This window comes from Tolumonas osonensis (assembly GCF_014202415.1).
GTDB classification, from domain to species: Bacteria; Pseudomonadota; Gammaproteobacteria; order Enterobacterales; family Aeromonadaceae; genus Tolumonas; species Tolumonas osonensis.
Window position 1 is genome coordinate 106,373 of sequence record NZ_JACHGR010000002.1, and the last position, 26,471, is coordinate 132,843.

Annotated in this window: 22 protein-coding genes; 10 read left to right on the forward strand and 12 right to left on the reverse strand. The window is 49.2% G+C overall.

The annotated features are described in order from the left end of the window. Both HNR75_RS02925 and HNR75_RS02930 read right to left on the reverse strand, forming a co-directional pair. Entirely contained in the window at positions 1 to 1,860 is a 1,860-nt protein-coding gene (locus tag HNR75_RS02925; protein WP_188025534.1) for an NADH-dependent [FeFe] hydrogenase, group A6, read from the reverse strand. After that, positions 1,861 to 3,588, reverse strand: coding sequence for an NAD(P)H-dependent oxidoreductase subunit E (locus tag HNR75_RS02930; RefSeq protein ID WP_188025535.1), 1,728 nt, complete (start codon positions 3,586 to 3,588; stop codon positions 1,861 to 1,863). Between the two features lie 185 nt (positions 3,589 to 3,773). On the opposite strand from HNR75_RS02930, the gene vapB reads away from it, so the two are divergent. Further along, positions 3,774 to 4,007: a type II toxin-antitoxin system VapB family antitoxin gene (vapB, locus tag HNR75_RS02935; protein WP_188025536.1), complete on the forward strand. Its 234-nt coding sequence runs from the start codon at positions 3,774 to 3,776 to the stop codon at positions 4,005 to 4,007. After that, complete coding sequence (gene vapC, locus HNR75_RS02940) at positions 4,007 to 4,405, forward strand: type II toxin-antitoxin system tRNA(fMet)-specific endonuclease VapC (RefSeq protein WP_188025537.1); 399 nt, start codon at positions 4,007 to 4,009, stop codon at positions 4,403 to 4,405. The genes vapB and vapC overlap by 1 nt, the downstream gene beginning before the upstream one ends. A 76-nt stretch (positions 4,406 to 4,481) precedes the next feature. Here vapC and HNR75_RS02945 read toward each other — a convergent pair whose 3' ends face one another. From HNR75_RS02945 to HNR75_RS02955, 3 genes are all read right to left on the reverse strand, one after another. Next, on the reverse strand, positions 4,482 to 4,673 hold the full coding sequence (locus HNR75_RS02945; protein ID WP_188025538.1) for a hypothetical protein: 192 nt from the start codon (positions 4,671 to 4,673) through the stop codon (positions 4,482 to 4,484). A gap of 119 nt (positions 4,674 to 4,792) precedes the next feature. After that, entirely contained in the window at positions 4,793 to 6,013 is a 1,221-nt protein-coding gene (locus HNR75_RS02950) for a sensor domain-containing diguanylate cyclase (RefSeq protein WP_188025539.1), read from the reverse strand. Positions 6,014 to 6,264: 251 nt separating this feature from the next. After that, positions 6,265 to 8,661, reverse strand: a complete 2,397-nt coding sequence (locus HNR75_RS02955) for a glycoside hydrolase family 3 C-terminal domain-containing protein (protein ID WP_188025540.1) — start codon at positions 8,659 to 8,661, stop codon at positions 6,265 to 6,267. A gap of 274 nt (positions 8,662 to 8,935) precedes the next feature. Between HNR75_RS02955 and HNR75_RS02960 the strand changes: the two genes are divergently transcribed. The 5 genes from HNR75_RS02960 (at position 8,936) to HNR75_RS02980 (ending at position 13,698) form a co-directional block, all read left to right on the forward strand. Further along, positions 8,936 to 9,955, forward strand: a complete 1,020-nt coding sequence (locus HNR75_RS02960; protein ID WP_188025541.1) for a helix-turn-helix domain-containing protein — start codon at positions 8,936 to 8,938, stop codon at positions 9,953 to 9,955. Between the two features lie 96 nt (positions 9,956 to 10,051). Beyond that, positions 10,052 to 10,453 carry a hypothetical protein gene (locus HNR75_RS02965; protein ID WP_188025542.1) on the forward strand — a complete coding sequence of 134 codons (402 nt, stop codon included), beginning with the start codon at positions 10,052 to 10,054 and terminating at the stop codon, positions 10,451 to 10,453. A gap of 90 nt (positions 10,454 to 10,543) precedes the next feature. Continuing rightward, a complete protein-coding gene (gene secD / locus HNR75_RS02970) occupies positions 10,544 to 12,343 on the forward strand; it encodes a protein translocase subunit SecD (protein WP_188025816.1) in 1,800 nt (599 codons plus the stop codon). Between the two features lies 1 nt (position 12,344). After that, on the forward strand, positions 12,345 to 13,271 hold the full coding sequence (gene secF / locus HNR75_RS02975; RefSeq protein WP_188025543.1) for a protein translocase subunit SecF: 927 nt from the start codon (positions 12,345 to 12,347) through the stop codon (positions 13,269 to 13,271). 97 nt (positions 13,272 to 13,368) lie between these two features. Next, positions 13,369 to 13,698: a DUF2845 domain-containing protein gene (locus HNR75_RS02980; RefSeq protein ID WP_188025544.1), complete on the forward strand. Its 330-nt coding sequence runs from the start codon at positions 13,369 to 13,371 to the stop codon at positions 13,696 to 13,698. 80 nt (positions 13,699 to 13,778) lie between these two features. Here HNR75_RS02980 and HNR75_RS02985 read toward each other — a convergent pair whose 3' ends face one another. After that, positions 13,779 to 14,870, reverse strand: coding sequence for an NADH:flavin oxidoreductase/NADH oxidase (locus tag HNR75_RS02985; protein ID WP_188025545.1), 1,092 nt, complete (start codon positions 14,868 to 14,870; stop codon positions 13,779 to 13,781). Between the two features lie 26 nt (positions 14,871 to 14,896). Beyond that, entirely contained in the window at positions 14,897 to 15,877 is a 981-nt protein-coding gene (locus HNR75_RS02990; protein WP_223157741.1) for a zinc-binding dehydrogenase, read from the reverse strand. A gap of 95 nt (positions 15,878 to 15,972) precedes the next feature. Between HNR75_RS02990 and HNR75_RS02995 the strand changes: the two genes are divergently transcribed. Both HNR75_RS02995 and HNR75_RS03000 read left to right on the forward strand, forming a co-directional pair. Continuing rightward, positions 15,973 to 16,875 carry a LysR family transcriptional regulator gene (locus tag HNR75_RS02995; RefSeq protein ID WP_188025546.1) on the forward strand — a complete coding sequence of 301 codons (903 nt, stop codon included), beginning with the start codon at positions 15,973 to 15,975 and terminating at the stop codon, positions 16,873 to 16,875. A gap of 121 nt (positions 16,876 to 16,996) precedes the next feature. Next, entirely contained in the window at positions 16,997 to 18,193 is a 1,197-nt protein-coding gene (locus HNR75_RS03000; RefSeq protein ID WP_188025547.1) for an MFS transporter, read from the forward strand. Position 18,194: 1 nt separating this feature from the next. Here HNR75_RS03000 and HNR75_RS03005 read toward each other — a convergent pair whose 3' ends face one another. From HNR75_RS03005 to HNR75_RS03025, 5 genes are all read right to left on the reverse strand, one after another. Then, a complete protein-coding gene (locus tag HNR75_RS03005; protein WP_188025548.1) occupies positions 18,195 to 19,115 on the reverse strand; it encodes a LysR family transcriptional regulator in 921 nt (306 codons plus the stop codon). After that, positions 19,108 to 20,007 (reverse strand): LysR family transcriptional regulator, encoded by a 900-nt coding sequence (locus HNR75_RS03010; protein ID WP_188025549.1) that lies wholly within the window; start codon positions 20,005 to 20,007, stop codon positions 19,108 to 19,110. Before HNR75_RS03010 ends, HNR75_RS03005 begins: the two co-directional genes overlap by 8 nt. Before the next feature lie 57 nt (positions 20,008 to 20,064). Beyond that, on the reverse strand, positions 20,065 to 20,586 hold the full coding sequence (locus HNR75_RS03015) for an SRPBCC family protein (RefSeq protein ID WP_223157742.1): 522 nt from the start codon (positions 20,584 to 20,586) through the stop codon (positions 20,065 to 20,067). 219 nt (positions 20,587 to 20,805) lie between these two features. Further along, entirely contained in the window at positions 20,806 to 22,512 is a 1,707-nt protein-coding gene (locus tag HNR75_RS03020) for a M4 family metallopeptidase (protein WP_223157743.1), read from the reverse strand. Between the two features lie 103 nt (positions 22,513 to 22,615). Continuing rightward, entirely contained in the window at positions 22,616 to 23,659 is a 1,044-nt protein-coding gene (locus HNR75_RS03025; protein ID WP_188025551.1) for a helix-turn-helix domain-containing protein, read from the reverse strand. Between the two features lie 356 nt (positions 23,660 to 24,015). Between HNR75_RS03025 and HNR75_RS03030 the strand changes: the two genes are divergently transcribed. Continuing rightward, complete coding sequence (locus HNR75_RS03030) at positions 24,016 to 26,454, forward strand: beta-glucosidase (RefSeq protein WP_188025552.1); 2,439 nt, start codon at positions 24,016 to 24,018, stop codon at positions 26,452 to 26,454. Positions 26,455 to 26,471 lie beyond the last annotated feature (17 nt).

Below are 26,471 nucleotides of genomic sequence, written 5' to 3' on the forward strand. Positions count from 1 at the left end.
TTAGCCGGAGGATCCATCCCGTGGCGTATAGTGGGTGTGCAGCAGCGCGTGCGCCTTATGACTGCAAGGGCCTTCCGGCAGAAATTCCCGGTAGATCTGAAGTACCTGCGGGTTTTCGTGCGATTTACGCACCACATAATGAGCGTCTTCGCTGTAGATCGCTTTGGCCCGTTTGGCCCGGATCTCCGGACTGGTCGGGATCGGCTGACCGCCACCACCCAGACACCCGCCCGGACAGGCCATCATTTCGATGAAATGACAGGTACTGAAAATACCCCCGTTTTTGATGTCTTCCATCACCTTGTGAATGTTGGCTGTCCCGTGTGCGATACCGACCCGGAGGGTCACTCCTTTCAGCCATTCAAAATCGGTGAACAGATGACTGAGCAGTTCGGGCACCGGTCCGACTTCGGTCACCGGCAGTTCTGCCAGGCGAATGCCTTCGAACCCACGCACCGGAATAATGTCGGCATTTTCGAAGAAACTCTCGACCTTTTTGCCTGTGACTAGTTCCAGCACGGTGCGCAGGGCGGCTTCCATCACGCCGCCCGTAGCACCAAAAATAACCCCCGAACCCGTAGGATCGCCAAAAGGCTCGTCGAATCCGCTTTTCGGCATCTTTGGTAAATCAATACCGGATTCGCGCATCATTTTCACCAGTTCCCGGGTGGTAATCGCAAAATCGACGTCCTGGAAACCTGACGCGGTCATCTCCGGCCGGCTACATTCAAACTTTTTGGCTGTGCAGGGCATCAGGGCCACGGAAACGATATTTTTCGGATCGATCCCTCTCTTCTCTGCGTAGTAGGTCTTGATCATGGCGCCGAACATCTGTTGCGGACTCTTGGCAGTAGACAGCAGCGGGAGCATTTCGGGATAAAAGTATTCGATGTATTTGATCCAGCCCGGACAGCAGCTACTGAGCTGGGGCAACTGGGTAGCGGGGGATTCTCCGGTTAACGACTGATGCAGACGCTGGAGCAATTCGGTGCCTTCTTCGATAATCGTCAGATCAGCGGAAAAGTTCGTATCGAACACTGCATCGAAGCCTATGCGCCTGATTGCCGTATTCATCTCGAAGGTGAGCGGCGTGCCCGGTTCCAGCCCGAAATATTCCCCGATAGACGCCCGCGGTGCCGGGGCGGTTTGTATCACCACGTGTTTGGTCGGATCGTCGAGCATGGTCCAGACCTCGTCGGTCTGATCGACTTCGCTGAGCGCACCGGTCGGACAGTGGTTAATGCACTGGCCGCATTCTATGCAAACGGCGGTGGCCAGCATGTTCTCGCCGAACGTGGAGATTCTGGCGTTTTCACCGCGCCCGGTGAGCGTCAGGCAACCGACGTCCTGAAGTTCGTTACAGGCCCGCACACAGCGCCGACAAAGGATGCACTTGTTCATATCGCGCACGATGGAAGCACCGGAACCATCAATGGCATAACGGGGTGCCTCCGGTCGGCCAAAACGGAAACAGTCAATACCGTACTCGGCCGCCAGCGATTGCAGTTCACAGTTGTGATTGCGCTTGCAGGTATTACAGTCGCCATAATGGGTGGCAAGCAACATTTCGAGAATATGCCGCCGGGCAGTGCGTATTGCACTACTGGTAGTGGTTATTCTGATCGGCCGGGTGATCGGATAGGTACAGGCTGTCTGCAAACAATCCACGCCTTCGATCTCAACCATGCAGATCCGGCAGATACCAACCGGTCTGAGATCCGGATGATCACACAGCGTCGGTATCCGTACGCCGATGCTTCTGGCCGCAGCCAGAATCGTCGTTCCGGAAGGAACAGTGACCTCGGTACCATCAATCGTAACCGTGATGGCGTCGGCGGTAGTATCAACAGGCATGACCATTTATCGGTTCCTTTCTACATCGGCTTTACCGTCAACAGACGGTGCGGCTAGACGGGCTGTTAGCTCGTCGCGGAAATACTCATTGATCGCGAGCAGGATCTTCGGACTGGTCTGGCCCAGCCCGCATTTTGACGTCATCCGGATGGTTTTGCAGAGGCTAAGCAGTTCATCCAGCTGACGACGAGTACAGGTGCCGGCAAGCAACATCCGGATACCACTGAGCAGGATGCCATTGCCATCACGACAAGGCGTACATTGACCGCAGGATTCATCGACAAAGAACTCAAGGTAATTTTCCGCGACCTCAAGAAGATCCCGCTCAGGCCCATAGATGATGACGGTACTGCCTGCGCCAATATCCTCATAAGCCAGCTGCCGGTTGAACGCAGCCGCTGGCAGCAGAGTTCCTGAATAACCGCCGATCTGAACGGCTTTGGCGCCTTCGCCGCCCACAAGCGTCAGCAACCCGGCGACCGTTATGCCCCAGGGTAATTCATAAAGTCCGGGCCGGGCACAGTCCCCGGAGACACTGAAGAGTTTGAAGCCTTTCGATTTGGCCGTGCCGATGCCGGAGAACCATTCCGCCCCGCGCGCCAAAATGACGCTGACTGTAGCCAGTGTTTCGACATTGTTGACCACGGTCGGCTGGCCATGCAGACCGATTTCCGTCGGGTAGGGTGGCCGGCTGCGCGGTTCACCGCGTTTTCCTTCCAGCGATTCGAGCAGTGCGGTTTCCTCTCCACAGATATAGGCTCCAGCACCCAGACGAAGATGAATCTCAAAGTTGAATCCCTTGCTACCGAGAATGTCATTACCCAGCAAACCGGCTTCACGCCGGGCTTTCAGTATCTGTTCCAGCTGAGGCAGGAGTTTGGCATATTCAGCCCTAAGATAGAGGAACCCCTTGCTGGCACCAATGGCCCTGGCGGCGATGGTCATGCCCTCAAACACCAGATCCGCGAACCGGGTCAGGATGAACCGGTCCTTGAATGTACCCGGTTCACCTTCATCGGCATTACAGACCACATAGTGGGTGTCACCACTGGCGTTGGCAGCCATTTTCCATTTTGTACCGGTAGGAAAACCGGCCCCACCACGTCCGCAAAGGCCCGATGCCGACACTTCAGCCATGATCTCATCCGCGCTCATGGCGATGGCCTGACGGAGACCGCTGTCGGCGGTATGGTTGGCATAAATCCGGGCTGTGGTGAATGTCTCGCCGACCTTGCCAGTCAACGGACGATGGGCAAGAAATGCCTCGGTACATTCGCGGATGATTCGGGGAATGTCTTCGGTCGAGAGATGAGAAAAGACCTCGTTATTGATCATCATCGCCGGCGCCTGATCATCCATGCCGATAGAACCGGTCCACTCGAGGGAAAACATGCCATCCGGCGTGGTTTCGCCAACGCGGATGCCCAGCTCTTTTTCAAGCTGCAACGCGATCTCTTTCGCGCCTTTCATGATGGAGGCAATGTCCCGGCTCAGGCGAATAATGAACTTGCCCTTTGGACGGGTATGAATGAAACGGTAGAAAGTGGCGACACTCCAGACGCCGGAGGCATGCATGCCCAGCAAATCGCCAACCTGTTGCATGGCCGATTCAGAAACATAACCATATTTTTCCTGAATCGCCCAGAGGATAGGGAGCAGCGCCGACCGCTGGCGATCGTATTTCTCCACGATCTCCGTGATAAAAGTCCTGCTTTCTTCCTGCTCTGACAACATTACGGCCTTCCTCCGGATTCAGCAATATCACTTTATGATCATAGCAAGGCTGGATATGCGCGGCGGTCGGAGGGGGAAATTAATTTGGTGGCGTCATCAATCCTTCCACCCTGATAACTGGCTTGATTGTAACTGATGGCGGTATATACTCTAGGTATACACCATTTCGTAAACAGGAGATCGCTATGTTGAATGGCTCAGTCTTTGTCTCAAATAAAACACAGGCAGTGCGTCTGCCGGTCGAAGCTCGTTTCCCTGATGACGTGAAGAAAGTGGTGATCCGCATTGTGGGAAATGAGCGGATTCTTACACCAGTTGAAAACACCTGGGATAGCTTTTTTCTGGGTGATGCGCAGGTGTCAGATGATTTCATGGCTGAACGTGCAACCCAGCATCAGCCAGAACGGGAATCATTCTGATGCTGAAATACATGCTCGATACCAACATTTGTATCTATGTCATCAAGCGCAGACCTTTAGAGGCACTGGCAAAATTTAATGAGAATGCGGGGGCGCTTTGTATCTCATCAATCACGATGGCTGAGCTTTATCACGGCGCGGAGAAAAGTGAGCAGCGTGCACGCAATCTGACTATCGTTGAAGACTTCATCTCTCGCCTTGAGGTGCTGAGTTATGGTGAAAAAGCTGCCTCGCATTATGGCGAGATCCGTGCTGATTTAGAGAAAAAAGGCACCATCATCGGGGTGAACGATCTGCATATTGCCGCGCATGCCCGTAGTGAAGCGCTAATTCTGGTGAGTAATAATCTGAAAGAATTCGAGCGTGTTGAAGGCTTACGAAGCTGTAATTGGGTATAGATTTCAGCATATGGGATGAATTTCTGTGTTCATAGACATCCAGTCTAGTTGAAAGGATGTCTATGAATCACACAAATCATTTCTGGTTTGACCCAGAGCGACTTTTCTTTTCTTGATGCACTTGGTCGTCTTCGTTCGCCACCCAGTGTTCATTTGGATCAAATTTGGTATCGCACAGATCAATCGTAAATCCCATTTCTTCCACTTCTTCCAAAGTCAGGTCATCAGCTAACTTAGTAACATCGCCAGCTTTGTTGTGTAGTTCCATAACTTGCCTCCACCATGGTGACTTGTCTCGTAACAAGTATAGTTCGATGGTATTTATTCCGCTTTGTTGATCCCCAAAAAGATATTCAAGAAATGAATGACTGGATATGGAATCTCTTGTCAGGCTATAACCACTTGGTTTTTGCCTTTTTCTCTTGCTTGATATAGCGCTTTGTCTGCCTCTGATAACAGTGATTCTTCCTTTTTTATTGATGTGACGTTATCTGCAGTGGATATACCCATACTCACTGTTACAGAAAACGACTCATCCACGGAACCAAGTTTAAGTTTTGAGATGGCACGACGAATACGCTCCGCTACAATCATCGCGCCGGTAGCATCGGTATCATCTAAAACAATCAGAAACTCTTTTCTATCGTACCGACCGACGTTGTCATATTTCCGGAGATGATGGACTATTGTTTTAGCAACCTGCTGCAGAACAGCGTCGCTCACAATATGACCATATATATCATTAATGGCCTTGAAGTTATCTACATCGACCATGATCACGGATACAGGCGTTTTCTTACGCACACCTGCATGCAGATTTTTCCCCAGGAATTCCATGATAGTTCCGCGGTGATAAACACCGGTCAACACGTCACGACAGGCCTGTTCTCTGAGTAAGGCCATTGCGTCGGCAAGACTATGGTTGAGCTCGTATACCTGCTGATAAAGTCGGCTTCTCTCAATAAGAAGCGACACTTGCTGAGCGATATAAACAAATATTTTCTGATGTATATCACGATAAGTATTCTTTTCCAGACTGGAGAAGAAAATAAATCCAATGGTTTTTCCGTTAGCAACCAGAGGACAGGTCAAGCTTGATTGCGTCCCCTCGGCGATCATCAATCTGGTTGAGTTTGACTTGGGGTGATCCCCCAGATATTCCTCCAAATCGTTCAGGATCCTGGGCTGTTTTGTTTGGGCGATGAGGTCCAGACTACTGCCTGTCAGCGGGGCTGAAAATCCACGGGCAAGCTGGATGTTTTCTTGATAATTGGTTTTTACCCAATGAGTGATGACCTCATTACCATCATCGGATATCAGCGCACAGCCGATTCGATCATAAGGTATCAGGTCCTGGAAGGCATGATAGATCCGGTCAATAACGTCAGAGAGGAGACTACCATTGCTGATTTCAGTGGATATTTCATGAAGCTTATTAATCTCCCGAAACCGTTGATCAATCCATGCGCTAAGCTCTATCAGGTCATTTTCAAAATCACGTAAATGGCTATCAGTGGTGGAGGCAGGGAAGGAGATAAAAAAATCACCGTCTTTCATCTTCCGGATTGCGTTTTTGTATAAGGCTAGGCGATCTTCTGGTTGCATCATCTGAAATCCTTTTTATAACGTTTAGAATATAACGTGTTGGATTTTATGAAATAAAAGCTACCGTATGACGCATTCTATGATGATCGGTGAGAGTTAAGACTTGAGTGCGTCTTGAAGATATAAGGTAGGTGAGCATATGGATAGAAGCAACGAATTTCTCAATTGAGGATGATCAAGGTCAACAATTTTTTGTATAGCTCTCCTCAAGGTATAAAACACAAAACGGGCCCCTCAGGGCCCGTCTCACTCCATTACTCAGATACAGTCGTGAATGATGCCGCATCAACGCCATCCGGCAGGGCCAGGGCGCCTGCGGTGGTACCGCTGACACGGATCTCTTTTGCTACCGTGAAGGTTACCGGTGCTACATCGGATACATCAGACGATGGACTGACGTAGGCTTTATAGGTACCGGGTTCAACAATCCACGCATTGGATGATGGATCAAAGCTTGCCAGGATTTTGGCAGGGATAGTGAACGTCAGTTTTTCAGCGGAACCGGCGCTCAGCTCACTGGTTTTGGCAAAGGCTTTCAGCTCGATAGTTGGTTTTTTCAGCTTCACTTCCGGCGCTGAAATATAAACCTGTGCGGCTTCCTTACCGGCAACGCTGCCGCTGTTGGTAATTGTGGCTGTCAGCGTTATGCTGCCTGCGGCACCTTTGGCATCCAGTGTATTGTCAGTAACTGCCGCATTGGCATAACTGAAATCGGTGTAGGACAAACCATATCCGAACGGATAGGAAACAGCTTTATCAAAGCTGCTGAAGTAACGATAACCAACGTAGATACCTTCGTTGTAGTAGATATCGTTTGGCTTGCCATCACCGTCCGTATCAACACCTGGGAAGGTTGCGGATGACGGTACGTCGTTGTAGCTGGCCGGGAAGGTTTGCGCCAGTTTACCACTCGGGTTCACGTCGCCGGACAGAACATCTGCAATCGCGTTCCCTGTGTCCTGACCACCCATATAGGCTAACAGGATGCCATCCACTTCGTTTTTCCATGAATTGGTATCAATGACGCCGTTGACGTTCAGCACAACCACCACTTTTTTATCTTGTGCATGGAACGCGGCAGCCACTTTCTCAATTAATGCGGCTTCGTTCGCACTCAGCAGATAATCGCCTTCGGTAGAGGCTCTGTCGGCACCTTCACCCGCCTGGCGGCCGATATTGATAACCGCCACATCTTCACTGAGCGCAGACGCAGTGATCAGATCAGTTAGCGCCTGATTATCAGTCACGGATGCTTCAGCACAGGTGTAGTAGCCCGCCGCACCGAACTGACCGGCATGGTAGACCTTGTTTGCCTCATAGAACTCGCTGTAATAGGTCTCCAGATCCGTGTTGACCGTAAATTTATTCGCCAGACCCTGCGCAATGGAAACAGTGTAGGCTGCGTTGACGTCACCACTGCCGGTACCGCCTTTGTAGGTCGCAATCTGGTTCACACCAAAAGAGGCCACTTTTTGAGAAGCGGCGGCAATCGGCAGGGCAGATTCATTTCGCAATAACACCATACCTTCTGTGGCAGCGGTTCTTGCCAGCACCGCATGGGCATTCAGATCCGGGTTATTTGAAAAGACATAATGATTGTAAGAAGGGGATTTCTGCACTTGCGTCAGAATATGAACCACGTTTTCGTTCAGTTGCGCTTCGGTTAAATCACCGCTGTCCATGGATGCCTGCAGGTTATCTTTCTGTCCGCCCGGTTCGATCAGATCATTACCGGCATTCAGTTGCGCGGCGGCAGAGCTGGCATCATTGCGCACATTACCGGCAAACCAGTCGGACATCACCAGACCGGAGAAGCCCCATTCATCACGCAGGATACTGGTGACGGTATCACGGCGCTGGTTAACATAAGTTCCGTTCGCCTTGTTGTAAGAGGTCATCACCGCCCATGGTTGCGCTTCATCCACGGCGATCTGGAAACCACGCAGATAGATTTCACGGAAGGTGCGGGGCTCGCCGATAGAATTGATCGAGTTGCGGTTAGTTTCGGAGTTATTACCAAAATAGTGTTTGATAGTGGTGCCAACCCCGTTTGATTCAACGCCGTTCACCATGGCCGCGCCGATTCTGCCGGTCACTAACGGGTCTTCGGAATAATATTCAAAGTTACGACCGTTCAGCGGGTTGCGCTGAATATTCATGCCCGGTGCCAGCAGAATATCAACACCGTATTCTTTGATTTCTTCACCGACCGCTTTACCCACCTGTTCAATCAATGTGGTGTCCCAGGTAGACGCCAGCAGGGAACCGATTGGCCAGGCAGTCGCATAATACGTACCGCTATCACCATCGCGGGTGCCTGAAATACGCAATCCGGCCGGGCCATCCGCCAGTTTAATCGCAGGAATATCCAGCTTGTCGTTTTTAACCCCGTTAATATAACCAGCAACGCCGGATACATTATTCTCAAGATTGATTGGTGTACCGCCCATGCCCGGCCCGGACGCAATGTCCAGTTTCTCACTGGTGGTCATCTGGGCGACCATGCTCTCGGCCAATGATTTGTAATAGTTATCGTCTTTTACGGTTGTCGCTGTTTTGTCAGAAGAGTCGTCATTACAGGCGGTAATTCCCGCCATCGCAACCAGCACCGCCATGGAGACAATTTTCAATCTTGGTTTGAAATCACTCATGTCTTATTCCTTTAATCGATTCAGCATGCTTTAATTCTTATCAAATACCGTGTGACGAGTTATCTGCCAAAGCGGAACTCATCCCGTCATCAAAATAACGGCATGCTTACCGAATTAATTGGCGTTCGGGTGCAATGATTTTGCATCCAGGGGCAGTGTTAAGATTATGTGAAGCCGACGCGACATTTACACTTCGTTACATGTCTGAACATAATATGATTCATATACTCCATCCCATGAACGAACCGGAATACTGAATAGTTAGGGTGAGGATATGACCAGAAGCGTTTCCAATATCATCATGCGAAATGTGCTTAACCGATTGAAAAATGATGGTATTAATCCAAAACCGATTATTGATTATTGCGGCATATCCGATTACGAAATAGAAAAATTGAACGGCCGTATTCCGGAAAGCAAACATTATCGTTTCATGCTGAAAGCCAATCAGTATATTGAACCGATTAATGAAATATTTCTGGAAAAGGTGATAGAACGCTCCTTTCGGAATTTTCCCGACTTTATCAGTATTTGTCTGAATGAAGAAACAGCAGAAAATGCACTTGATGTTTTCATGCGATATCGGGTGATTATAGGCAATTGCGATAATATTCTGAAAACGGAAAGCTTTAATAAAAAAAGGTTTGAATATGTTAATATGGGGCCGGAACAACTTGGAGCTACGCAGGCGATACATAATTTTATCATGATCTACAGTATAGCGAAAAGCTATCAGCATGATTTGAGTGTCGAGATCGGATTTATAGGAAAACCAAGGTCAAAATCATTTCTTCTGGATGATTTCTTCAAGACTAAATGTCTGTGGGGGCAGGAAAGCAATTATATCTGTTTTAAATATGCGGATATCAGCATCTCATCGGGTATATATAATCCCACGTTACATATCTTGCAGGAAAATCGGTTAAATGAGATATGTTCTGAACTGGAATTAACAGATAGATTCTCCTCATTAATAAAAGACATGATTAAGAAATCCATTTCTGAAGATCAATATACCAACGATCATGGCGTACTCGATCACATCTGTAACACGTTAAATATCAGCAGATGGACTCTGAACAGACGATTACAGAATGAAAGCGCATCGTTTTTGTCACTGCTAAAAGATGTGAAAGTGAAGGAGTCGTGCCGGTTATTAACAGAATCTGCCTATTCGATACAGGAAATCGGCGATTACATGGGCTTTTCATCGCAAAGTGTATTCAGCCGCTTCTTTAAATCGCATGTATCGGTCAGCCCGATGACTTTCCGGGCACAGCATAAAAATCAATAAGATATTTCTACGCTCCGTTACAGTGGCTGATTTGACGGGGTGGTGTACCCATGATACTTTCAAAGTTCTCAACTTAAAGGTAACTGCGTGTACTTAATGGATAAACTCAAGTGGTTCATCATCGCGTTCGTCCTCGGACTGACGTTGTGTGCCCATGCGTTTTATCCGGCTAAAATTGAGTTGTCTTCATCTGTCTCTCATTCGGCGTCGCAACAGCTTTTGGAAAACGGCGATTCTTTTAAGTTCATCGCCAGTAATCAGCAGTTAAGATTACGTCTGTCTTCCGTGGTCAGCGATGACGATGACACATCTGATCCGGTTCTCTTTGATTTAATCAAAACCTGGGGCGGGGACGTGCTTGCGCTGTTCCTTGCCGGGTTGATATGGCTGATTCTCCCGTTACGCCATCAATCCAGCTCAGGTGCATTTGCCCGCTTCCCGGCAAATTACTGGAATCCTAAACACCTCCAATTCCGTTTTTCTCATTCCGGAAACTGATTTTTTCTCACCCAAAGTCTATTTACCGATCTATGCCTAATTTTTTCCGGCGTAGCGATTATTTCATTTTTGAATATGAATCAGACCATGATGAAGAAAAATACAGGTTTCATCAGAAACCGGATGAGCAAGTGGCAATACGCCATTCTTGCCTTGATATTTATTACATTCAGTTTTTATTCAATGCCTACCTTTTTCGGGGAAAGACCGGCGCTGGGCTTACATTACGCGCAGGCATGGGGCGGGAAAGATAAAACCATTCTGCAGGACAATCAGGTATCTCCCGATACCGTGATCCAGTCCGGGGAAAAAACATTACTGGTTTTTTCTTCACAAACCGATCAGCAGCGTGCTAAACAGCTATTGGAACTTAATGGCTATGACAGCAGTGCGCTGACGCTGGAATACTTCTCCGATTCTCCGGCCTGGATGCAATCGCTGGGTGCAGCACCGATCCGGTTAGGGCTCGATCTCAGAGGGGGATCGCAGCTACTGATGGGCGTGGATACCGACTTCATTATCCAGAGTCATATCCGTAATTTTGCCGATACCTTACGCACGCAGTTTAAAAAGGAAAAACTGCGGGGAAGTACCATAGCGACAGGTGATGATGAGGTGGTCATTACCTTATCGGCGGAACAGGAAATGGCGCCCTGGCTAAAAATAATACGCCAGGAAACAGCAGGACAAACCAACACCTGGCTTTCTCAGCGTGAGGATAACCGGATTGTGCTCAGATTAAATGAAACCGAGCGCAATACCCTGATCAATAACGGGGTGACGCAGAACCTTTCCATTCTGAAAAAACGAATCAATGAACTCGGCATCGTGGAAGCGTCTGTGCAACGTCAGGGACAGAATGGCATCCGCATCGAGTTGCCCGGGGTGCATAACCCGAAACAGGCAAAAGATGTGATTGGTGCCACCGCGTCGCTGGCTTTTTATCAGGTCAGCGACAGAGGTAGTTACACACTTCAGGATAAATCGGACCGAACCATCAGCATGATGCGGGAACCCGTGCTCAGCGGGGAACATATCGTGGATGCACGAGCAGGCTCCGATGAAATGGGTCGTCCGCAAGTCAGTATTGTGCTGGATAAAACCGGTGGCGACAAAATGAACTGGTATAGCCGGAACAATGTCGGTCAGGCCATGTCGACGGTGTTTACCGAATATAAAAATGCGCCAGATGGTTCGCTCAAAGCCAATAGCCAGGTGATTAACGTCGCCACGATACAGACAACATTAGGCAATCAGTTCCGGATCACGGGGCTTGATAATCTGGCAGAAGCGCAGGAACTGTCCATGTTATTGCGGGCTGGTGCACTGACGGCGCCACTGAAAATACTGGAAGAACGTTCGATAGGGCCGACCCTGGGGACGGAAAACATCAAAGCCGGTTTCACCGCATTGGCATTTGGCATGGCCGGCATGATGCTGTTCATGTTGATCTGGTACCGCCGCTTTGGCTGGGTAGCAATTGCCGGGCTGGTCATCAATTTACTGATGCAGGTTGGTTTACTGGCGCTCTTGCCGGGGGCCGTGTTGACGTTACCCGGTATCGCCGGACTGGTGCTCACCGTGGGTATGGCGGTCGATACCAATGTTCTGATCTTTGAGCGGATAAAGGATCGTTTACGCGAAGGCGGCACCCTGGCCAATGCGATCAACTTTGGCTACCGCTCGGCGTTTGTCACCATTTTTGACGCCAACATCACCACGCTGATCAGCGCTGTCGTGCTTTACAGCATCGGCTCCGGCCCGCTGCAAGGCTTTGCCATTACGCTGATCCTGGGTCTCATCTCGAGCATGGTGACCGGTGTCTGGGGAACCAGAGCCATCATCAATCCTATCTGGGGAAGAAGTTCCCTCAAATTGCTGCGGGTATAACATGATGAATCTTTTCCGTGTATTAACACTGACCCATTACCGATACGCCGGGCTGATGCTTTCTATCGTTCTGACCTTATCGTCCGCCATTATTCTTTCGATCTATGGCCTGCACCTTGGGCTGGATTTTACTGGCGGGGTATTGCTGGAGCTCAAGATCCAAACCCTGAAAAACGCAGTGGAACTGAATGCGTTACTGGATCCATCATTGTCGGACCACATTCAGCTGCAGTATAACGGCGTACCAGGCGACTGGCTGGTCAAACTACCGCCGCAGGACAGCGGGTTTGTGGCGACCGAACTGGTGCAGCAAATCAGTCAGGATCTGAATCTGCCGGTTGAATTGAGTAAAACCACCATTATCGGGCCACAGGTCGGAGCCGAATTGTTTGAGCAGGGACTACTGGCGCTGCTGGCGGCATCCATCGCGATTTCGGTATATCTGGCGTTTCGTTTTGAATGGCGACAAGCCGTGGGGGTGCTGCTCTCCGTGTTGCACGATGCGGTGATCGCCCTGGGGGTATTGTCATTTATGCAGATCGAATTCGATCTCAATGTGATCGCCGGCTTAATGGCGGTAATTGGTTATTCTCTGAATGACAGCATTGTGATTTCCGATCGCTTACGCGATCTGCTGCGAAGTCCGTCAGCCGGAAATATTTACCAATGTTCCAATAGGGCGATACGGGCTACTTTCAGCCGGACACTGATCACCTCGGGAACAACCTTATTCACCGTGAGCGCATTGCTGCTATTTGGTGGCGAAGCATTGTTTTCGTTCTCTTTTATTCTGTTTATCGGGGTATTGGTCGGTACGGTGTCCTCGATCACGATTGCTTCGACCGTCCAGGAGTTACTGGGCTTGAGTGCAGAGGCATACCTGAAAAAAGAGGTGCCTGAACAGGATGGCATGATGGAGTCGCTCTGACAGGAATGAGGGTAATACCCCGCAGCAAAAAACAGGTCGCCGATCCGGATGTTCTGCATATGAATGAAGTGAATTATGGAGTATAAATAGAGGGTGTATGACAGATGCAATCGAGATTTGTATGAACCCGAAATTACTGGCTTTAGCCACGTTGATTGTTTCTGCCACCGCCTCGGCAGATAGTACATTACGCTGTGGCAATTCACTGATTTCGGTCGGTGATACCAAGTTCGAATTAGTGATGAAATGCGGGGAACCTATCACCGGTACCAGCAAGGAAATCATCGTATTAGATGAATACGGGTTCAGAACTGCGGTTATCAAGGAAACGCTGACCATTGATATGGGGAAGGACCGGCTGCTCGGACTGGTCACTGTGGTCGATGGGGTGATCACATCAATAGAAGATGGCCCCAGAAACAATTAGCGGGGGCGTTTTGCCAAGAGATAATGAGCTCCAATAATACGGAGCCCATTCATTTTTACTTTATGGCATCTGAAAAACGTTCAGCGCTTATAACGTTCGAGCCAGTGCGCATAAGGGGCGGGCAGTACCCACGACGGACGTTCTACTTTCAGCGCCTGTGCAGCCTGATAAGGCCAGTTTGGATTGGCCAGATGCACCCGGCCAATCATCACCAGATCCAGTTGTCCGTCTTCGACGGTTTTGTTGGCAACAACCGGGTCATCAATTCCCCAGGATGAAGCCACCGGCAGATTGGCCTCCTGACGCACACGCTGGGCCACCGGTGCCAGGAATGCCGATCCCCATGGGATCTTGGCATCCGGCGTTGAGAAGCCGACACTGACATTGAGCATATCCAAGCCGTTATTGCGGAACAGTTTGGTCAGCTCAATGGACTCTGCCAGTGTTTCTTCATCCCGGCCATCATATTCGATGACACCAAAACGGGCCGTGAGCGGCAGATTTTCCGGCCAGACTTCACGCACCGCCGCCAGTGTTTCCAGCAGGAAACGGCTGCGGCCGGCAAAATCACCGCCGTACTGATCCGTACGCTGGTTGGCATGCACAGAGAAGAAGCTCTGCGCCAGATAACCGTGCGCAAAATGCAATTCCAGCCATTCAAATCCGGCATCACGCGCTCGGCGGGCGGCATTAACAAAGTCATTTTTTACCCGGTTAATGTCGTCAATGCTCATCGCTTTCGGCACTTTAGGCAGATTTGCCCCAAAGGCAACCGCGGAAGGGGCGATGGTTTCCCAGCCACGAGCATTGTCCATAATATGGTCGTCACCTTCCCATGGGATATTGGCACTGGCTTTACGGCCCGCATGGGCGATCTGGATCCCCGGTACGGCGCCACCGGCCTTGATGCTACGGGCAACCCGCGCCAGCGCTGCGGCCTGTTCATCATTCCAGATGCCGGCACAATGCGGCGTGATCCGTCCTTCCGGTGACACGGCGGTTGCTTCAACAATGACCAGTCCGGCACCGCCTCTGCCTAGGCTGGTGTAATGGACTTCGTGCCATTCGTTGATCATCCCATCCACCGCTTTGTATTGGCACATAGGCGGAATGGCAATGCGGTTACGGAGTGTCACATCTTTTAATTGGAACGGTGAAAATAGTGCTGACATTGTGTTCTCTCTGTTATGTCTGATCTTTAGATGGTGGCAACCAGTTTTCCTGAAAAATTACGGTTTTTAAGCGCTTCCAGCTTTTGCTGAATTTCAGCGAAACTGCAAGTGTGGATCTGTTCTGTCCGCAGGTGTCCTGACGCGATCTTCCGTAGCAGAACTTCTCCGGCTTCGGTTAATTCCTGCCAGGCTGCGCCATCGCCATACTGATGCAATGCGCCTAATGCGACTTCGTGCAGTGAGATGGCCTGGCTGAAAGGTTGGGTTGGCCATTGGTCGGGGCGGCCCTGAATCGAAACCAGGTGGCCATTCGCCTGAATTAACGCGACTAAATCAGCCGAACGTGCCGGGCTGACGGTATCGATGACAGCATAGAATTGAGGTTTCTGTTTCTGCTGCAACAGCGCTGGCAGCCGCTGGCTATCCAGAAAATGCTGCGCACCGAGATCCATCAGATTTTCGCGATGACGCGGGTTTGCCATGACACTGACCTCAAAACCACGGGATACCGCCAATTGCGTCAGATAGTGGCCCACGGATCCACCAGCGCCGCTGATCAGCAATGATCGGCCGGATTTGCTCGGGATCTTTTCCAGTGCCTGCCAGGCTGTTAGCGCGGGGCAGGGGATACTGGCTGCGGTGGCATAATCAATTTCATTAGGGATGCGGATCAGTACCGTTGCTTTGATCGGGGTATATTCGGCAAAACTGCCGGGCCGGTGCAGATTCTGGTGATATGCAACCCGTTGACCCATCAGAGAAGTCTGAACATTTTCACCTGCAGCAACGACAACGCCGGCACCATCGACACCGGGAGCTAGGCCATGTTTTATATCCAGCACTTTCCAGTCAACCGGGTTTAATCCGATCGCGAAATTACGAACCAGCACATCATCAGCGGCCATAGCCGGCAAGGCGACAGATTCCTGTTTCAGCGTCTGAAGTGAATCACTGTCATGCCATATCCATGCCCGGCAGAAACCGGGATTCATTCCGTCATTTATCATCTATCAATCTCTAACGATGCTTAATGGTGTAAGCGTATGCTAGACTATTCATAATGAAAACTATCCAACCATTATGAATTTGATAAGAGTTTCTTATGATTAATCCCCAATGGTTAAGGACATTCTCGGTCCTGGCTGAATTGCGTCATTTCACAAAGACAGCAGACCGGCTCGGTCTGACACAGGCTGCGGTGAGTCAGCATTTACGGCATCTGGAGAGCGAGTTTGGTGCTTTATTTGTCAGAAAAGGGCGTCAGCTTGACATCACGCCGGCTGGTCAGGCATTGCTGGATTACGCGCTGGAGATGGAGCAGGCGAGTAACCGGCTGACGCTCAGGCTGACAGAAACGGATGCCGAACATGGCGAAATCCGTATTATCACACCCGGCAGTATCGGTTTGCTGATTTATCCTATGCTGCTGGAGTGGCAGATACAGCATCCGGATTTATCGGTTCGTCATCGTTTTGCGCCTGATGCCGAAGTGCTGGAGGCGGTGCTGAATAATCAGTATGAGTTGGGGATACTGACATTTAAACCGGACGACCCCCGAATTATGGCCACCCCGTTTGCAGAGGAAACGCTGGAGCTGGTTGCGCCGGCAGATCATAAGCTCTGCACATGGGCTGATCTGATGGATCTTGGATTTATTGATCATCCGGACGGGCAGGCGATGGCCACCCGTTTATTCAGCCGTCGTTTTCCCGGTAATGCGGGTATCCGCTCTGTACCGGTGAAAGGATATTGTAATCAGGTTGGGTTATTGCTTGAGCCGGTAGCACGCGGATTAGGGTTTACCGTGCTGCCTTGTTATGCCCGGCAGGCATTTTCCCGGCAAGATGAGATCGCGGTAATGGATTGCGGCGTTTCGGTAGTGGATCAGCTCTGGCTTATCCACCGGGCAGAATGGCCACTTTCCTGCCGGGCAGAGGTGACGGCTGATTATCTCCGGACACAGGTCGGCAGGGCTTATCAGAGCTGCATACAGGCATCGGAATAATCCGCTATTATCTGAGTATTTATTCCTGCTGCAGGAATTATAAAGATCAAAAATCTGAATAACCCTTTCTTGCTGTATCGGGAATAATAGGCTGTCTTTTCTATCTTTTTAGTGATTCTTTATGAGCAATGCTGACGCGTTATCAAGCCATACTCTGACACCCGCCAGAACCGTATTACTGGCGATAACATCCGGGCTGGCAGTAGCATCCATGTATTATTGCCAGCCTCTGTTAGGGCTGCTGATGTCACAACTGAATGTGAGTAGTGAACAGGTGGGTTATCTTCCCACCGTGACGCAACTGGGCTATGCCTGTGGCATGTTATTGCTGACGCCATTAGGTGACTGTGTTGATCGTCGCGGGTTGATCACCGTCAAAGGCGTGTTGTTAAGCGGGGCTCTGCTCATTACCGCATTCGCGGATTCGATTTCGATGCTTTATATGACCAGTCTGGCTATCGGGTTGCTGGCAACACTGGCGCAGGACATGATCCCCACGACGGCTGCACTGTCAGAACCTGATCAGCGGGGGAAAAATGTCGGTAAAGTTCTGGCGGGTCTTCTGATTGGTGTTCTGCTGTCACGCGTGGCCAGCGGTTTTCTGGCCGAATGGCTGGGCTGGCAATCCATCTTCCTGATTGCCGCTGTCTGCATGGTGTGTATCACGTTTATGCTGCGCGCCGTTTTACCCGTGTTCCAGCCTATGGTGACACTGCCATACCATGAGCTCATTTTTTCTCTGTTCCGTTTGCTGTTCCGATCTCGGGTATTACAGCGTGCCGCGCTGGCGCAAGGGCTGCTTGGAGTCGCTTTCAGCGCATTCTGGTCGACACTGGCGGTGATGCTGTATCAGGCACCGTTTCATCTGGGCAGTACCGCCGCCGGTTTATTCGGGATCGCCGGTGCGATCGGTGCGTTCATGGCGCCGCTATTCGGTAAATACGCCGACCAGCTGGGTGCCCGCAAAGTGACTTTATTTGGTACGTCATTGGTTGCCATCTCCTTTCTGATCATGCTGCTGATGAACTTCACCGGGGCGACGGTGCCGGAACAACTGGCCGTGATGGTCGTGATGACCGTGTTATTTGATATCGGGGTTCAGGCGACATTTATTGCGCATCAGACGTTGATATATCAGGTCGATCCGTCCGCATTAAGCCGGTTGAATGCTGTACTGGTTGTGAGCGTCTTTATCGGGATGTCGCTGGGCGGATTTATTGCCAGCCATGGCTATGCGAGCTATGGCTGGGTGGCGGTGACGGCATTGGCAACCGTCGCTGGCATTGCCTCATTTGTGGTTCGGTTGACGGCAGACTGATTCAGACTGCGGTTTCCGGAATCCGCACCGGAAAGAAGTCCGGATCCTGAAAATGCTGAACCAGAGCATCGAAGATGATCCGGACCCGGGATGGTACAGGGCCGCTTTGCGGGCGGTAAATGTATACATCCCATTCATCTAGCAATTCAAACTCGGTTAACACCGGCACAAGCACACCTCGCTGAATGTAGGCTGCCGCAACTGACACCGAAATCTGACCAAACCCAATACCGCTCAGAACCGCTTCAAGTTCCGCATCCGCATCATCACTGATGAGCACCGGCGCTTCCGGCCTGAAACTCTGATTTTCTTTGAAAAACCATTCCCAGGGCTGATTCCGGTTGTTATCGAACATGGTCGTCACGGGCAGATGCTGCAGATCTTCAATACACGTCGGTTTGCCAACGCGAGCAATCAGCTCAGGCGTACCAACTACAACATGATTAACCTTACACACCTGACGGGCAACAAAACGGTTGTCCGTGATAGGGCGTCCGGCCCGGATCCCGATATCGATTTTATCTTCCACCACATCCGCTATCTGATTGGTCAGACGCAAATCAAACTGAATCTCAGGATACTCCCGCGAGATCTTTGCCAGAACAGGGATCAGGAACTGTTTTGCATAGGAGGGCGGCGCCGTAATTTTAACCGGCAGGTTCTCATGAGGCGTGTTGTGAAAAACATCATCCAGCACCGTCAGGGCCGATTTGGCCTTTTCGAAAAACTGCTCGCCGAAGGTCGTGATTTTGATATTCCGCGTGCTTCTGACAAACAGAATTTCTCCAAGCTCGGATTCCAGCTCTTTGATGCACCGGGTAACAACCTGCGGGGAAACATTCAGCTTGAGAGCCGCATCGCGAAATGTGCGCTGTTGTGCCGCAGCACAGAAAATTTTCAGATAATCCAGTCGGTTAAACATAGCTATCCAAGTCAAATAATAAAGCCCGGAGCCACTGATGCGCCGGGTCATGGTGGGTTCGTTCATGCCAGGCCGCCACTTTGGTAAACCCCGGGATCGCCAGCGGCGGTTCGGTCACACAAAGGTCGGCCTGATGCTGAACCAGTTTTTCCGGCACGACCGCAATCAGATCGCTGGTCCGCAGTATTTCCGTCAGTACCAGAAAGCTGGAGATGGACAGTGTGACATTGCGGGCGCGTCCCATCTTTTCAAGTGCGACGTCAGTCGCGCCGCGAAAAGCGCCACCTAGATAGGAAACAATAGCATGATTGGCCGTACAGAACTGATCCAGTGTCAGCGGTAATTGCATCACCGGATGATCTTTGCGGAAAGTACAGACATACCGTTCATCAAACAACCGACGGGCGTGTAAATCAGGTGGCGTGGTTTCCGGTGTCATCAGGGCAATATCGACCTGACCGGTTTCCAGCTGGGTTTGTATCCGCTCATCTTCGATGGTTCTGACCGACAGACGAACATAAGGTGCATGCTGCCGCAGCCGCGTCATAAACGGGACGATGATCGCCTGCAAAGCATAATCGGTGGCGGCAATGGTAAAGGTATTCGTCGCCGTCGCAGGTTCGAACGATTCAGACTGCAGCAACTGATTTATTTCTTCGAGTAACCGTTTAACCGGCGCAGCGAGTGCCTGCGCTCTTGGCGTAGGAATAATGCCTCGCTGCGTACGGACAAAAAGCGGATCATCAAAACTTTCCCGTAACCGGGTCAGCATACTACTGACTGCAGGCTGGGTGAGGGCGAGCCGTGCCGCCGCCCGGGTGACACTCCGCTCATCAAGTAACGCATCCAATGTTTTCAACAAGTTGAGATCAAGTGTTCTGATATCACGCATGTTTATATCTTATTTAAAGAATGGTTATTGGATTTATATCTTTGATCGGAACATGATTCAAGACATGTAATTCCTTTTCAGCGCCATTTCCCCTAAACCGCGGATCCATTCCTGATGCGCATTCAACATCGGCTCTTTCGGATCGCTGGCCAGTGCTTTTGCCGGGCCTCCGTTCTGGGTTTCCTGTGTCAGGATGCGGACCCGGTCGTCGGACAGATCTTCAAACAACCACGCGTGATGCACATCCAGACGTTCTTCCGGCGTACTGCCTTCCACCCAACCGTGCCAGGCGATGCGCGCTGGCTGACCGTCAACCGGCGGCACGAATTCCACCACTTCGGCCTCCACCAGAAAACCAAAGGTCGTGAAACGGAAACGGGCATTTTCCGCCAGAACAGGGCCAGGAATATTGTAAAAACGAATGTCAGAAGCATTGCTGTAATACTGCGTCCATAAGGTGGTATCAATCAGCGAAGCCCAGACATCGGTGGCATTGATACCAACCAGGGTGATTTCGTTAGAAACGTAGTTATCGGTGAAGCCAGGAATATAGCCTTTTGGCCATACGATATTACTCATGAGTATTATCCTTTCAGTGTCGCTATCGGGTTTGATTTACAGGCAGAGGAGGTTGTGCGCCATCTGCTGCGTTGGAAAGGATAATGAAGGCAGATCAGATATAAGACCAATCACGATTTTATATCTGACTCATAATTTAAATTTATATCTTTGGCTTATTCTGTCACCCCGTCAGGCTGGAATATAACCTGGCGGGGTTTCAGAAATTATCCGGCGAACTCAGTTCTGATGCGTAAACGGCCCGGCGGTTGTTTTGTTTTTATCTACATCCGTAGAACTGACGTAATACGTATAGACAGCACCTTTGGTCCCGCTGAAGGTATAGGAATGGCTGGTGACAAATTCATTTTTCACATACGTTCCGCAGCAGGTGAATGAGACTTCGGTCGTTGCCGGTTCATTGGTCGTCCATGAGATCCGGAACTGTAAACCTTTTAGCTTGGTACTGCTCACATCCGAAATGATCGGCGCATCGCCCGTGCCGGGGTCACTGCTGGCACCACATATCGCCTCGGTAACGCCTACCAGATCCCAAGCCGCAGTAACATGACTTTCCTCACTGTTTGTTGCTACGGCGATAGTGGCCGCGCGGGCATCACAAAAATCGGCAGTGGAATTTAACGAGGTAAAGCTTTTATACGCGATCTGGTCAGCAGCTGACAGACCTATACCGCCGGTTTCTGTCGCCAGCAGATAATACCAATGATTGACGATACTGCTGTTGATATGGACGCCACCGTTATCCGGTGTTCCGGTATACCGATCCGCATAATTATCCGGATAACCATCTTCCGTTGGATCTTCCATATTCCGGATGCCGTTATCGCCCGGGGTAATATCTTCACCGATGGTCCAATTTCCGGTACCAAAATAATACTCCGTATTCGTTCCCATAATATCGGAAAAGGCTTCATTTAAAGCGCCGGATTCATTCTGATAAATCAGGTTACTCGTGGCTTCGGTCACACCGTGCGTTAACTCATGGGCGACCACATCCAAATCACCGGAGAAATTAATGAAGGTAATGCCATCGCCATCACCATAAGCCACCTGCGTTCCGTTCCAATAGGCATTGTTATATTTACGTTTTAAATGCGCCGAGGACACCATGCCTTGCGGGTATTTACTCATCCAGTTGAAGTCGTGAATATTCTGATAATAGTCGTCTGTCACGTTGGCAAAGAAATGTGCATCGACCAATGCGGGTTGCCCGGGAGAGGTTGTACCAGGAAGGTTCCAGTTATCATCACTATCAACCGCGAGAATGCCGGGTAGGATGCTTTTATTTTTGGCGTCATAGGTTTTCTGACGACCATCGGCCGAAATCATCTGATACTGCGAACCAGTCCAGGTTGTATCCAGCAGGCTCTTGATATTGCCATCCACGCCAATACCCGAGCCAGTGGTCAGGCCATCATACGCGTTTACAACTGATCCATTTGTTGCGTCAATCCAGTAAAACCAGCGGCTATCCGCACGCTGATTTTCAACATTATAGAAATAGCGGCCATCAGCCGGGTTGATCATCAATTTAGTTGACCATTTACCTGCATTGCCAATGTTTTTGACAGCAACAGCCTGAACGGCTTTATCATTAATCTTGATGTCATTCGTCGACATCAGGCCCGGATAATGCGCACCAATCACAGCCACTGTCTCACCGGCCGGAGTAGTCAAGACCGTCAGCTGCCCTCCCAGCACTTCGGCGTCACCCAGCCATTGCTGGTATCGTTTAGATATCGCGTTGGCCTTCTTCAGATCCAGGGTTCGCATCAGACGGGAAGTATCGGGAACTTTGAAATTTGAGGCTTCAGCACCTTTCAGCGCAATAAACTCGGCGTGTCGGTTTGACGGCCCCTCCGGCACTGCATTCACTACGGGAGAAAACAGCAGAAATAACAGTGGAATAGAAAAAATGGACTTCATTGTGAGACCTCCTGCAAGCGATATCAGCGTTATGGACTGAACCATAGTTGAGAGGTGAGCGGATGATGAACTCTTTAAAATATAGTTCACTTTGCAGGCCGGGCTACTTGATGGCGTTACTTAAATTCTTGTTCCTATAAACCAGAGGCGACATGTTCAGATTTAATTTGAAAAAACGCGAAAATACCGATTGAGAAGAAAAACAGACCAGTTCGCTGATCTCCTGTATGCTCTTATTGGTTTCCACCAGTAACGAACAGGCTATTTTAAGCCTGACCGACTTGAGCAGATCAGTAAAAGAGGTGTTTTCGTTTTTTAATTTATCATTTAATGTCCAGCGGCTCATTTTTAATGTCAGACACACATCATTCATAATATGAATATCAGATTCAGATCTGAGGAAAGAAATTGAATGCTCAATGAGTTTCAGGACTGTGCCTGATAGCGATTTAGTCTTTTCCAGTTCGGCTCTTTTTTTATTCAAACCGGTTTTTTGTATCAGATGGAGCGCTGCATTTGAACTATTAACTTCTTTATCCAAAAGAGTGTTGTCTATAATCATAAAGTTGCTTTGGTGATCAAATTCACACTTGCTTTCAAAGAAAGTATTCAGCAGTCCTTTTCTTTCCTGTCTTGAGCCAACAAAGCCGACTTTGATATTACCTGGGGATGTGTATGAATTTATCAGACTGTGTAACATCATGAAATTACCAATTGCAGAGCAATTGCCAACCTGACTGGGCCCCAAGTTGACATATTCTATTTTTGTTTTCTTATCGCCCCGGGTCACAATGACTGAATCACAATTCCCGATTATTACTCTGTTTTCAATAAAGCTGGTAATCGCAGCATTAGCCGTCGTTTGATTAAGACAAAACCCCATTAAATCAGGGTAGGCACTGTAACTTGTATTTACCGGACCGTATGATATGCAATATTCCAGCATATCTTCGGCCAGGAACTGATCATGGTTAGCGGATTCCAGCATAAATCTATAGTGTTGATTTTCCGATAATCTTCCACCATCCCGTTCGATTTCATACCGGCTTATACCGCATCGTTCAGTTATCTTGCTGGTATCAACACCATTGTCTTCCAATAACTGTAATGTACCTCTGGCTATCAGGTTTGATACGGTTTTCTCCATGATCCCACCATTGCTGTGATGCAGGTTAACCCACTATGATGTCTGTCTTTATAAAAATTGATAAAAACTAAACAATTCAATCACAAACTAACGCGATATAGATCACATCATGTAAATACATAATATTAATAGATGTAACAAATTGTAATGGGGTGATCGCCTGAGTGTTTTTAACAATTCCACCCGAATGCAACAAAAATCACCGTAATGCAAAGAAATAAAAATTCAAAACAACTAAATTGAGTTTGGAAGTTTATTTCCATCAAGCCAATAATCTGATAATCGCGACTAAACAGTCATGCGGTTAATGGTTTTTAATGTCGAAATTTTAATAATCCTATTTTCAAGGAAAAATAATGATGGCTTATAACCAAAAATCAAGATTAAGTATTGTTGCAGCCGCTGTTTCAATTGCATTAGCTGGTGCTGTGGCAGGTTGTAATAGTGATAACAATTCATCATCAACCGAACTTACAACCAAAGATAATTCATATTATAAGTCAAAGGCCAAAGATTTAGTGGCCAAAATGACCACCGATGAAAAGCTGAACATGCTCGTAGGGCCAGGATATTCCATGTCTGGTGGTTCATTTGGTATAAACACTTCAGCCGTGGCGAATTTAAAAAATGATGTTTCAGGCGTTGCCGGTTATATTAGCGGTGTATTAAACACCGAATCTGGTCTGGATATTGCGGCATCCAAACTGGCGGATGGTCCGGCAGGTATTCGTATTAGTCCGACACGTGATGGTGAAACCAGTACTTATTATGCGACCGGCTTCCCGGTAGGAACGGTTCTCGCTTCGACATGGAACCCTGAAATAGTACAGAAAGTGGGTGAAGCTGCCGGTAACGAAGCCAAAGAATATGGCGTTGACTTCTGGCTGGCACCAGGCATGAATATTCAGCGTAACCCGCTGAATGGTCGTAATTTTGAATACTTCTCTGAAGACCCGTTAGTGGCTGGCGCGATGGCAGCAGCCATTACTGACGGTGCCCAATCCGAAGGAATTTCAACCACAATAAAACACTTTGCGGCCAACAATTCTGAAACTAACCGCATGAGAGTGAATAATATCATTTCGCCTCGGGCATTACGCGAAATCTATTTGCGTGGTTTCCAATATACGGTAAAAAATGCACAGCCTTGGGCGTTAATGACGTCATATAACAAGGTGAATGGTACCTATACAGGCCAGAGAGCCGATCTGCTAACCAGTATTTTGCGTGATGAATGGGGCTACCAGGGGCTGGTCATGAGTGACTGGTTTGCCGGTGATGATCCGCTGGCCATGATAAAAGCAGGGAATGACCTGATTCAGCCCGGTGGTGTCAATTTTGTACTGACCAATGAAGATTCATTAACTGCACTGAAAGAGGCTTATACGGCCAAAACGTTGAGTGATGACATCATTGACAGAGATGCCATCAATATCCTTACTCAGGTTTTAAAAACACCATCCAACCAGAATTACACCGGTTCCAATAGCCCAGACCTGACTGCTCATGCGCAAATTGCCAAAGAAGCCGCTGAAGAAGGGATGGTATTGCTGAAAAACGATGATTCAGCGTTACCTATTGCCACCTCAAAAACTGTTGCCTCTTTCGGGATAGCACAAATCAATACCCTGAAAGGCGGAACGGGCAGTGGTGATGTTCACTCAGCCTATGTGACAAATATCGTAGATGGGTTATCAAAACAGTTTTCTGTGAATTCTGATTTGAAAACTTACTATGAAGATTTCTATGCAGCCAATAAAGTCGAAACAACAGATAGTTTTGGTGTTTCAACAGTAACCGACTGTGAGGAAGCCGAACTGACTTCGGATCAGATCAGTACTTACGCAGCTGCCAGCGATATCGCGATAATCAGTATTGGCCGGAATACGGGTGAGGGCAGTGATCGTACGGCTGCTGAGGGCGATTATTTACTCAGTGATACGGAAGCTAATCTGATTAACAATGTTTCGACCGCATTCCATGCACTGGATAAAAAAGTCGTAGTTGTGCTGAACATTGCTGGTGTTATCGATACTACCGCCTGGAAAGATAAGGTTGATGCGATACTGTTAGCCTATATGCCGGGTCAGGAAGCCGGTGACGCTATCACGGATTTGTTATCTGGTGCTGCTAACCCGAGCGGTAAACTGGCACAAACCTTCCCGGCCAGTTATTCCGATGTTCCGTCAGCGACATCATTCTTCGGCATCGATACGGATGGTGATAGCACAGTCGATACGAATTACTACAACGAAGGTATTTACGTCGGCTACCGCTACTACAACTCTTTCGATAAATCGGTTTCCTATCCGTTCGGATATGGTTTGTCCTATACAACGTTTGGTTATAACGGCGCAGCGGTGTCGGACAATACATTAAACTCGAAGGGTGCCAAGGGGAGTGTGACGCTGACAGCTACCGTCGCTAATACGGGCAGTGTAGCTGGTAAGGAAGTCGCTCAGGTTTATATTTCTGCACCAGAAGTGAATCTGAAAAAACCAACTATCGAGCTGAAATCGTTTGCCAAAACCAATCTGCTTGCGGCGGGCGCTTCTCAGAAATTAACTTTCACCATCCCGGCTGATTTACTGGCCAGTTTCGATGAGGTTAATAATAAATGGATAATTGAAGCCGGTACCTATAAAGCGTACATCAGTCCATCATCCGATGTATCTTCAACTGAACCGGTTACGTTCTCTGTGAGTAAAGAGATTGTGGTCAGCAATACCACATCCGGCGCTTTAGCGTTGCCTGATGGCATCACTGAAGCCTCATTCACGACGGTGAGCGAATAAATATTAATGGCGGGTCC

Coding starts and splice junctions, on each gene's coding strand:
- HNR75_RS03030 (WP_188025552.1), top strand. CDS start 24,016: ATGATGGCTTATAACCAAAAATCAAGATTAAGTATTGTTGCAGCCGCT.
- HNR75_RS03005 (WP_188025548.1), bottom strand. CDS start 19,115: ATGTTTAACCGACTGGATTATCTGAAAATTTTCTGTGCTGCGGCACAA.
- secD (WP_188025816.1), top strand. CDS start 10,544: ATGAAGAAAAATACAGGTTTCATCAGAAACCGGATGAGCAAGTGGCAA.
- HNR75_RS02980 (WP_188025544.1), top strand. CDS start 13,369: ATGACAGATGCAATCGAGATTTGTATGAACCCGAAATTACTGGCTTTA.
- HNR75_RS02960 (WP_188025541.1), top strand. CDS start 8,936: ATGACCAGAAGCGTTTCCAATATCATCATGCGAAATGTGCTTAACCGA.
- HNR75_RS03000 (WP_188025547.1), top strand. CDS start 16,997: ATGAGCAATGCTGACGCGTTATCAAGCCATACTCTGACACCCGCCAGA.
- HNR75_RS03010 (WP_188025549.1), bottom strand. CDS start 20,007: ATGCGTGATATCAGAACACTTGATCTCAACTTGTTGAAAACATTGGAT.
- secF (WP_188025543.1), top strand. CDS start 12,345: ATGATGAATCTTTTCCGTGTATTAACACTGACCCATTACCGATACGCC.
- HNR75_RS02930 (WP_188025535.1), bottom strand. CDS start 3,588: ATGTTGTCAGAGCAGGAAGAAAGCAGGACTTTTATCACGGAGATCGTG.
- HNR75_RS02950 (WP_188025539.1), bottom strand. CDS start 6,013: ATGATGCAACCAGAAGATCGCCTAGCCTTATACAAAAACGCAATCCGG.
- HNR75_RS03020 (WP_223157743.1), bottom strand. CDS start 22,512: ATGAAGTCCATTTTTTCTATTCCACTGTTATTTCTGCTGTTTTCTCCC.
- HNR75_RS02945 (WP_188025538.1), bottom strand. CDS start 4,673: ATGGAACTACACAACAAAGCTGGCGATGTTACTAAGTTAGCTGATGAC.
- HNR75_RS02985 (WP_188025545.1), bottom strand. CDS start 14,870: ATGTCAGCACTATTTTCACCGTTCCAATTAAAAGATGTGACACTCCGT.
- vapC (WP_188025537.1), top strand. CDS start 4,007: ATGCTGAAATACATGCTCGATACCAACATTTGTATCTATGTCATCAAG.
- vapB (WP_188025536.1), top strand. CDS start 3,774: ATGTTGAATGGCTCAGTCTTTGTCTCAAATAAAACACAGGCAGTGCGT.
- HNR75_RS03025 (WP_188025551.1), bottom strand. CDS start 23,659: ATGGAGAAAACCGTATCAAACCTGATAGCCAGAGGTACATTACAGTTA.
- HNR75_RS02990 (WP_223157741.1), bottom strand. CDS start 15,877: ATGATAAATGACGGAATGAATCCCGGTTTCTGCCGGGCATGGATATGG.
- HNR75_RS02955 (WP_188025540.1), bottom strand. CDS start 8,661: ATGAGTGATTTCAAACCAAGATTGAAAATTGTCTCCATGGCGGTGCTG.
- HNR75_RS02995 (WP_188025546.1), top strand. CDS start 15,973: ATGATTAATCCCCAATGGTTAAGGACATTCTCGGTCCTGGCTGAATTG.
- HNR75_RS03015 (WP_223157742.1), bottom strand. CDS start 20,586: ATGAGTAATATCGTATGGCCAAAAGGCTATATTCCTGGCTTCACCGAT.
- HNR75_RS02965 (WP_188025542.1), top strand. CDS start 10,052: ATGGATAAACTCAAGTGGTTCATCATCGCGTTCGTCCTCGGACTGACG.
- HNR75_RS02925 (WP_188025534.1), bottom strand. CDS start 1,860: ATGGTCATGCCTGTTGATACTACCGCCGACGCCATCACGGTTACGATT.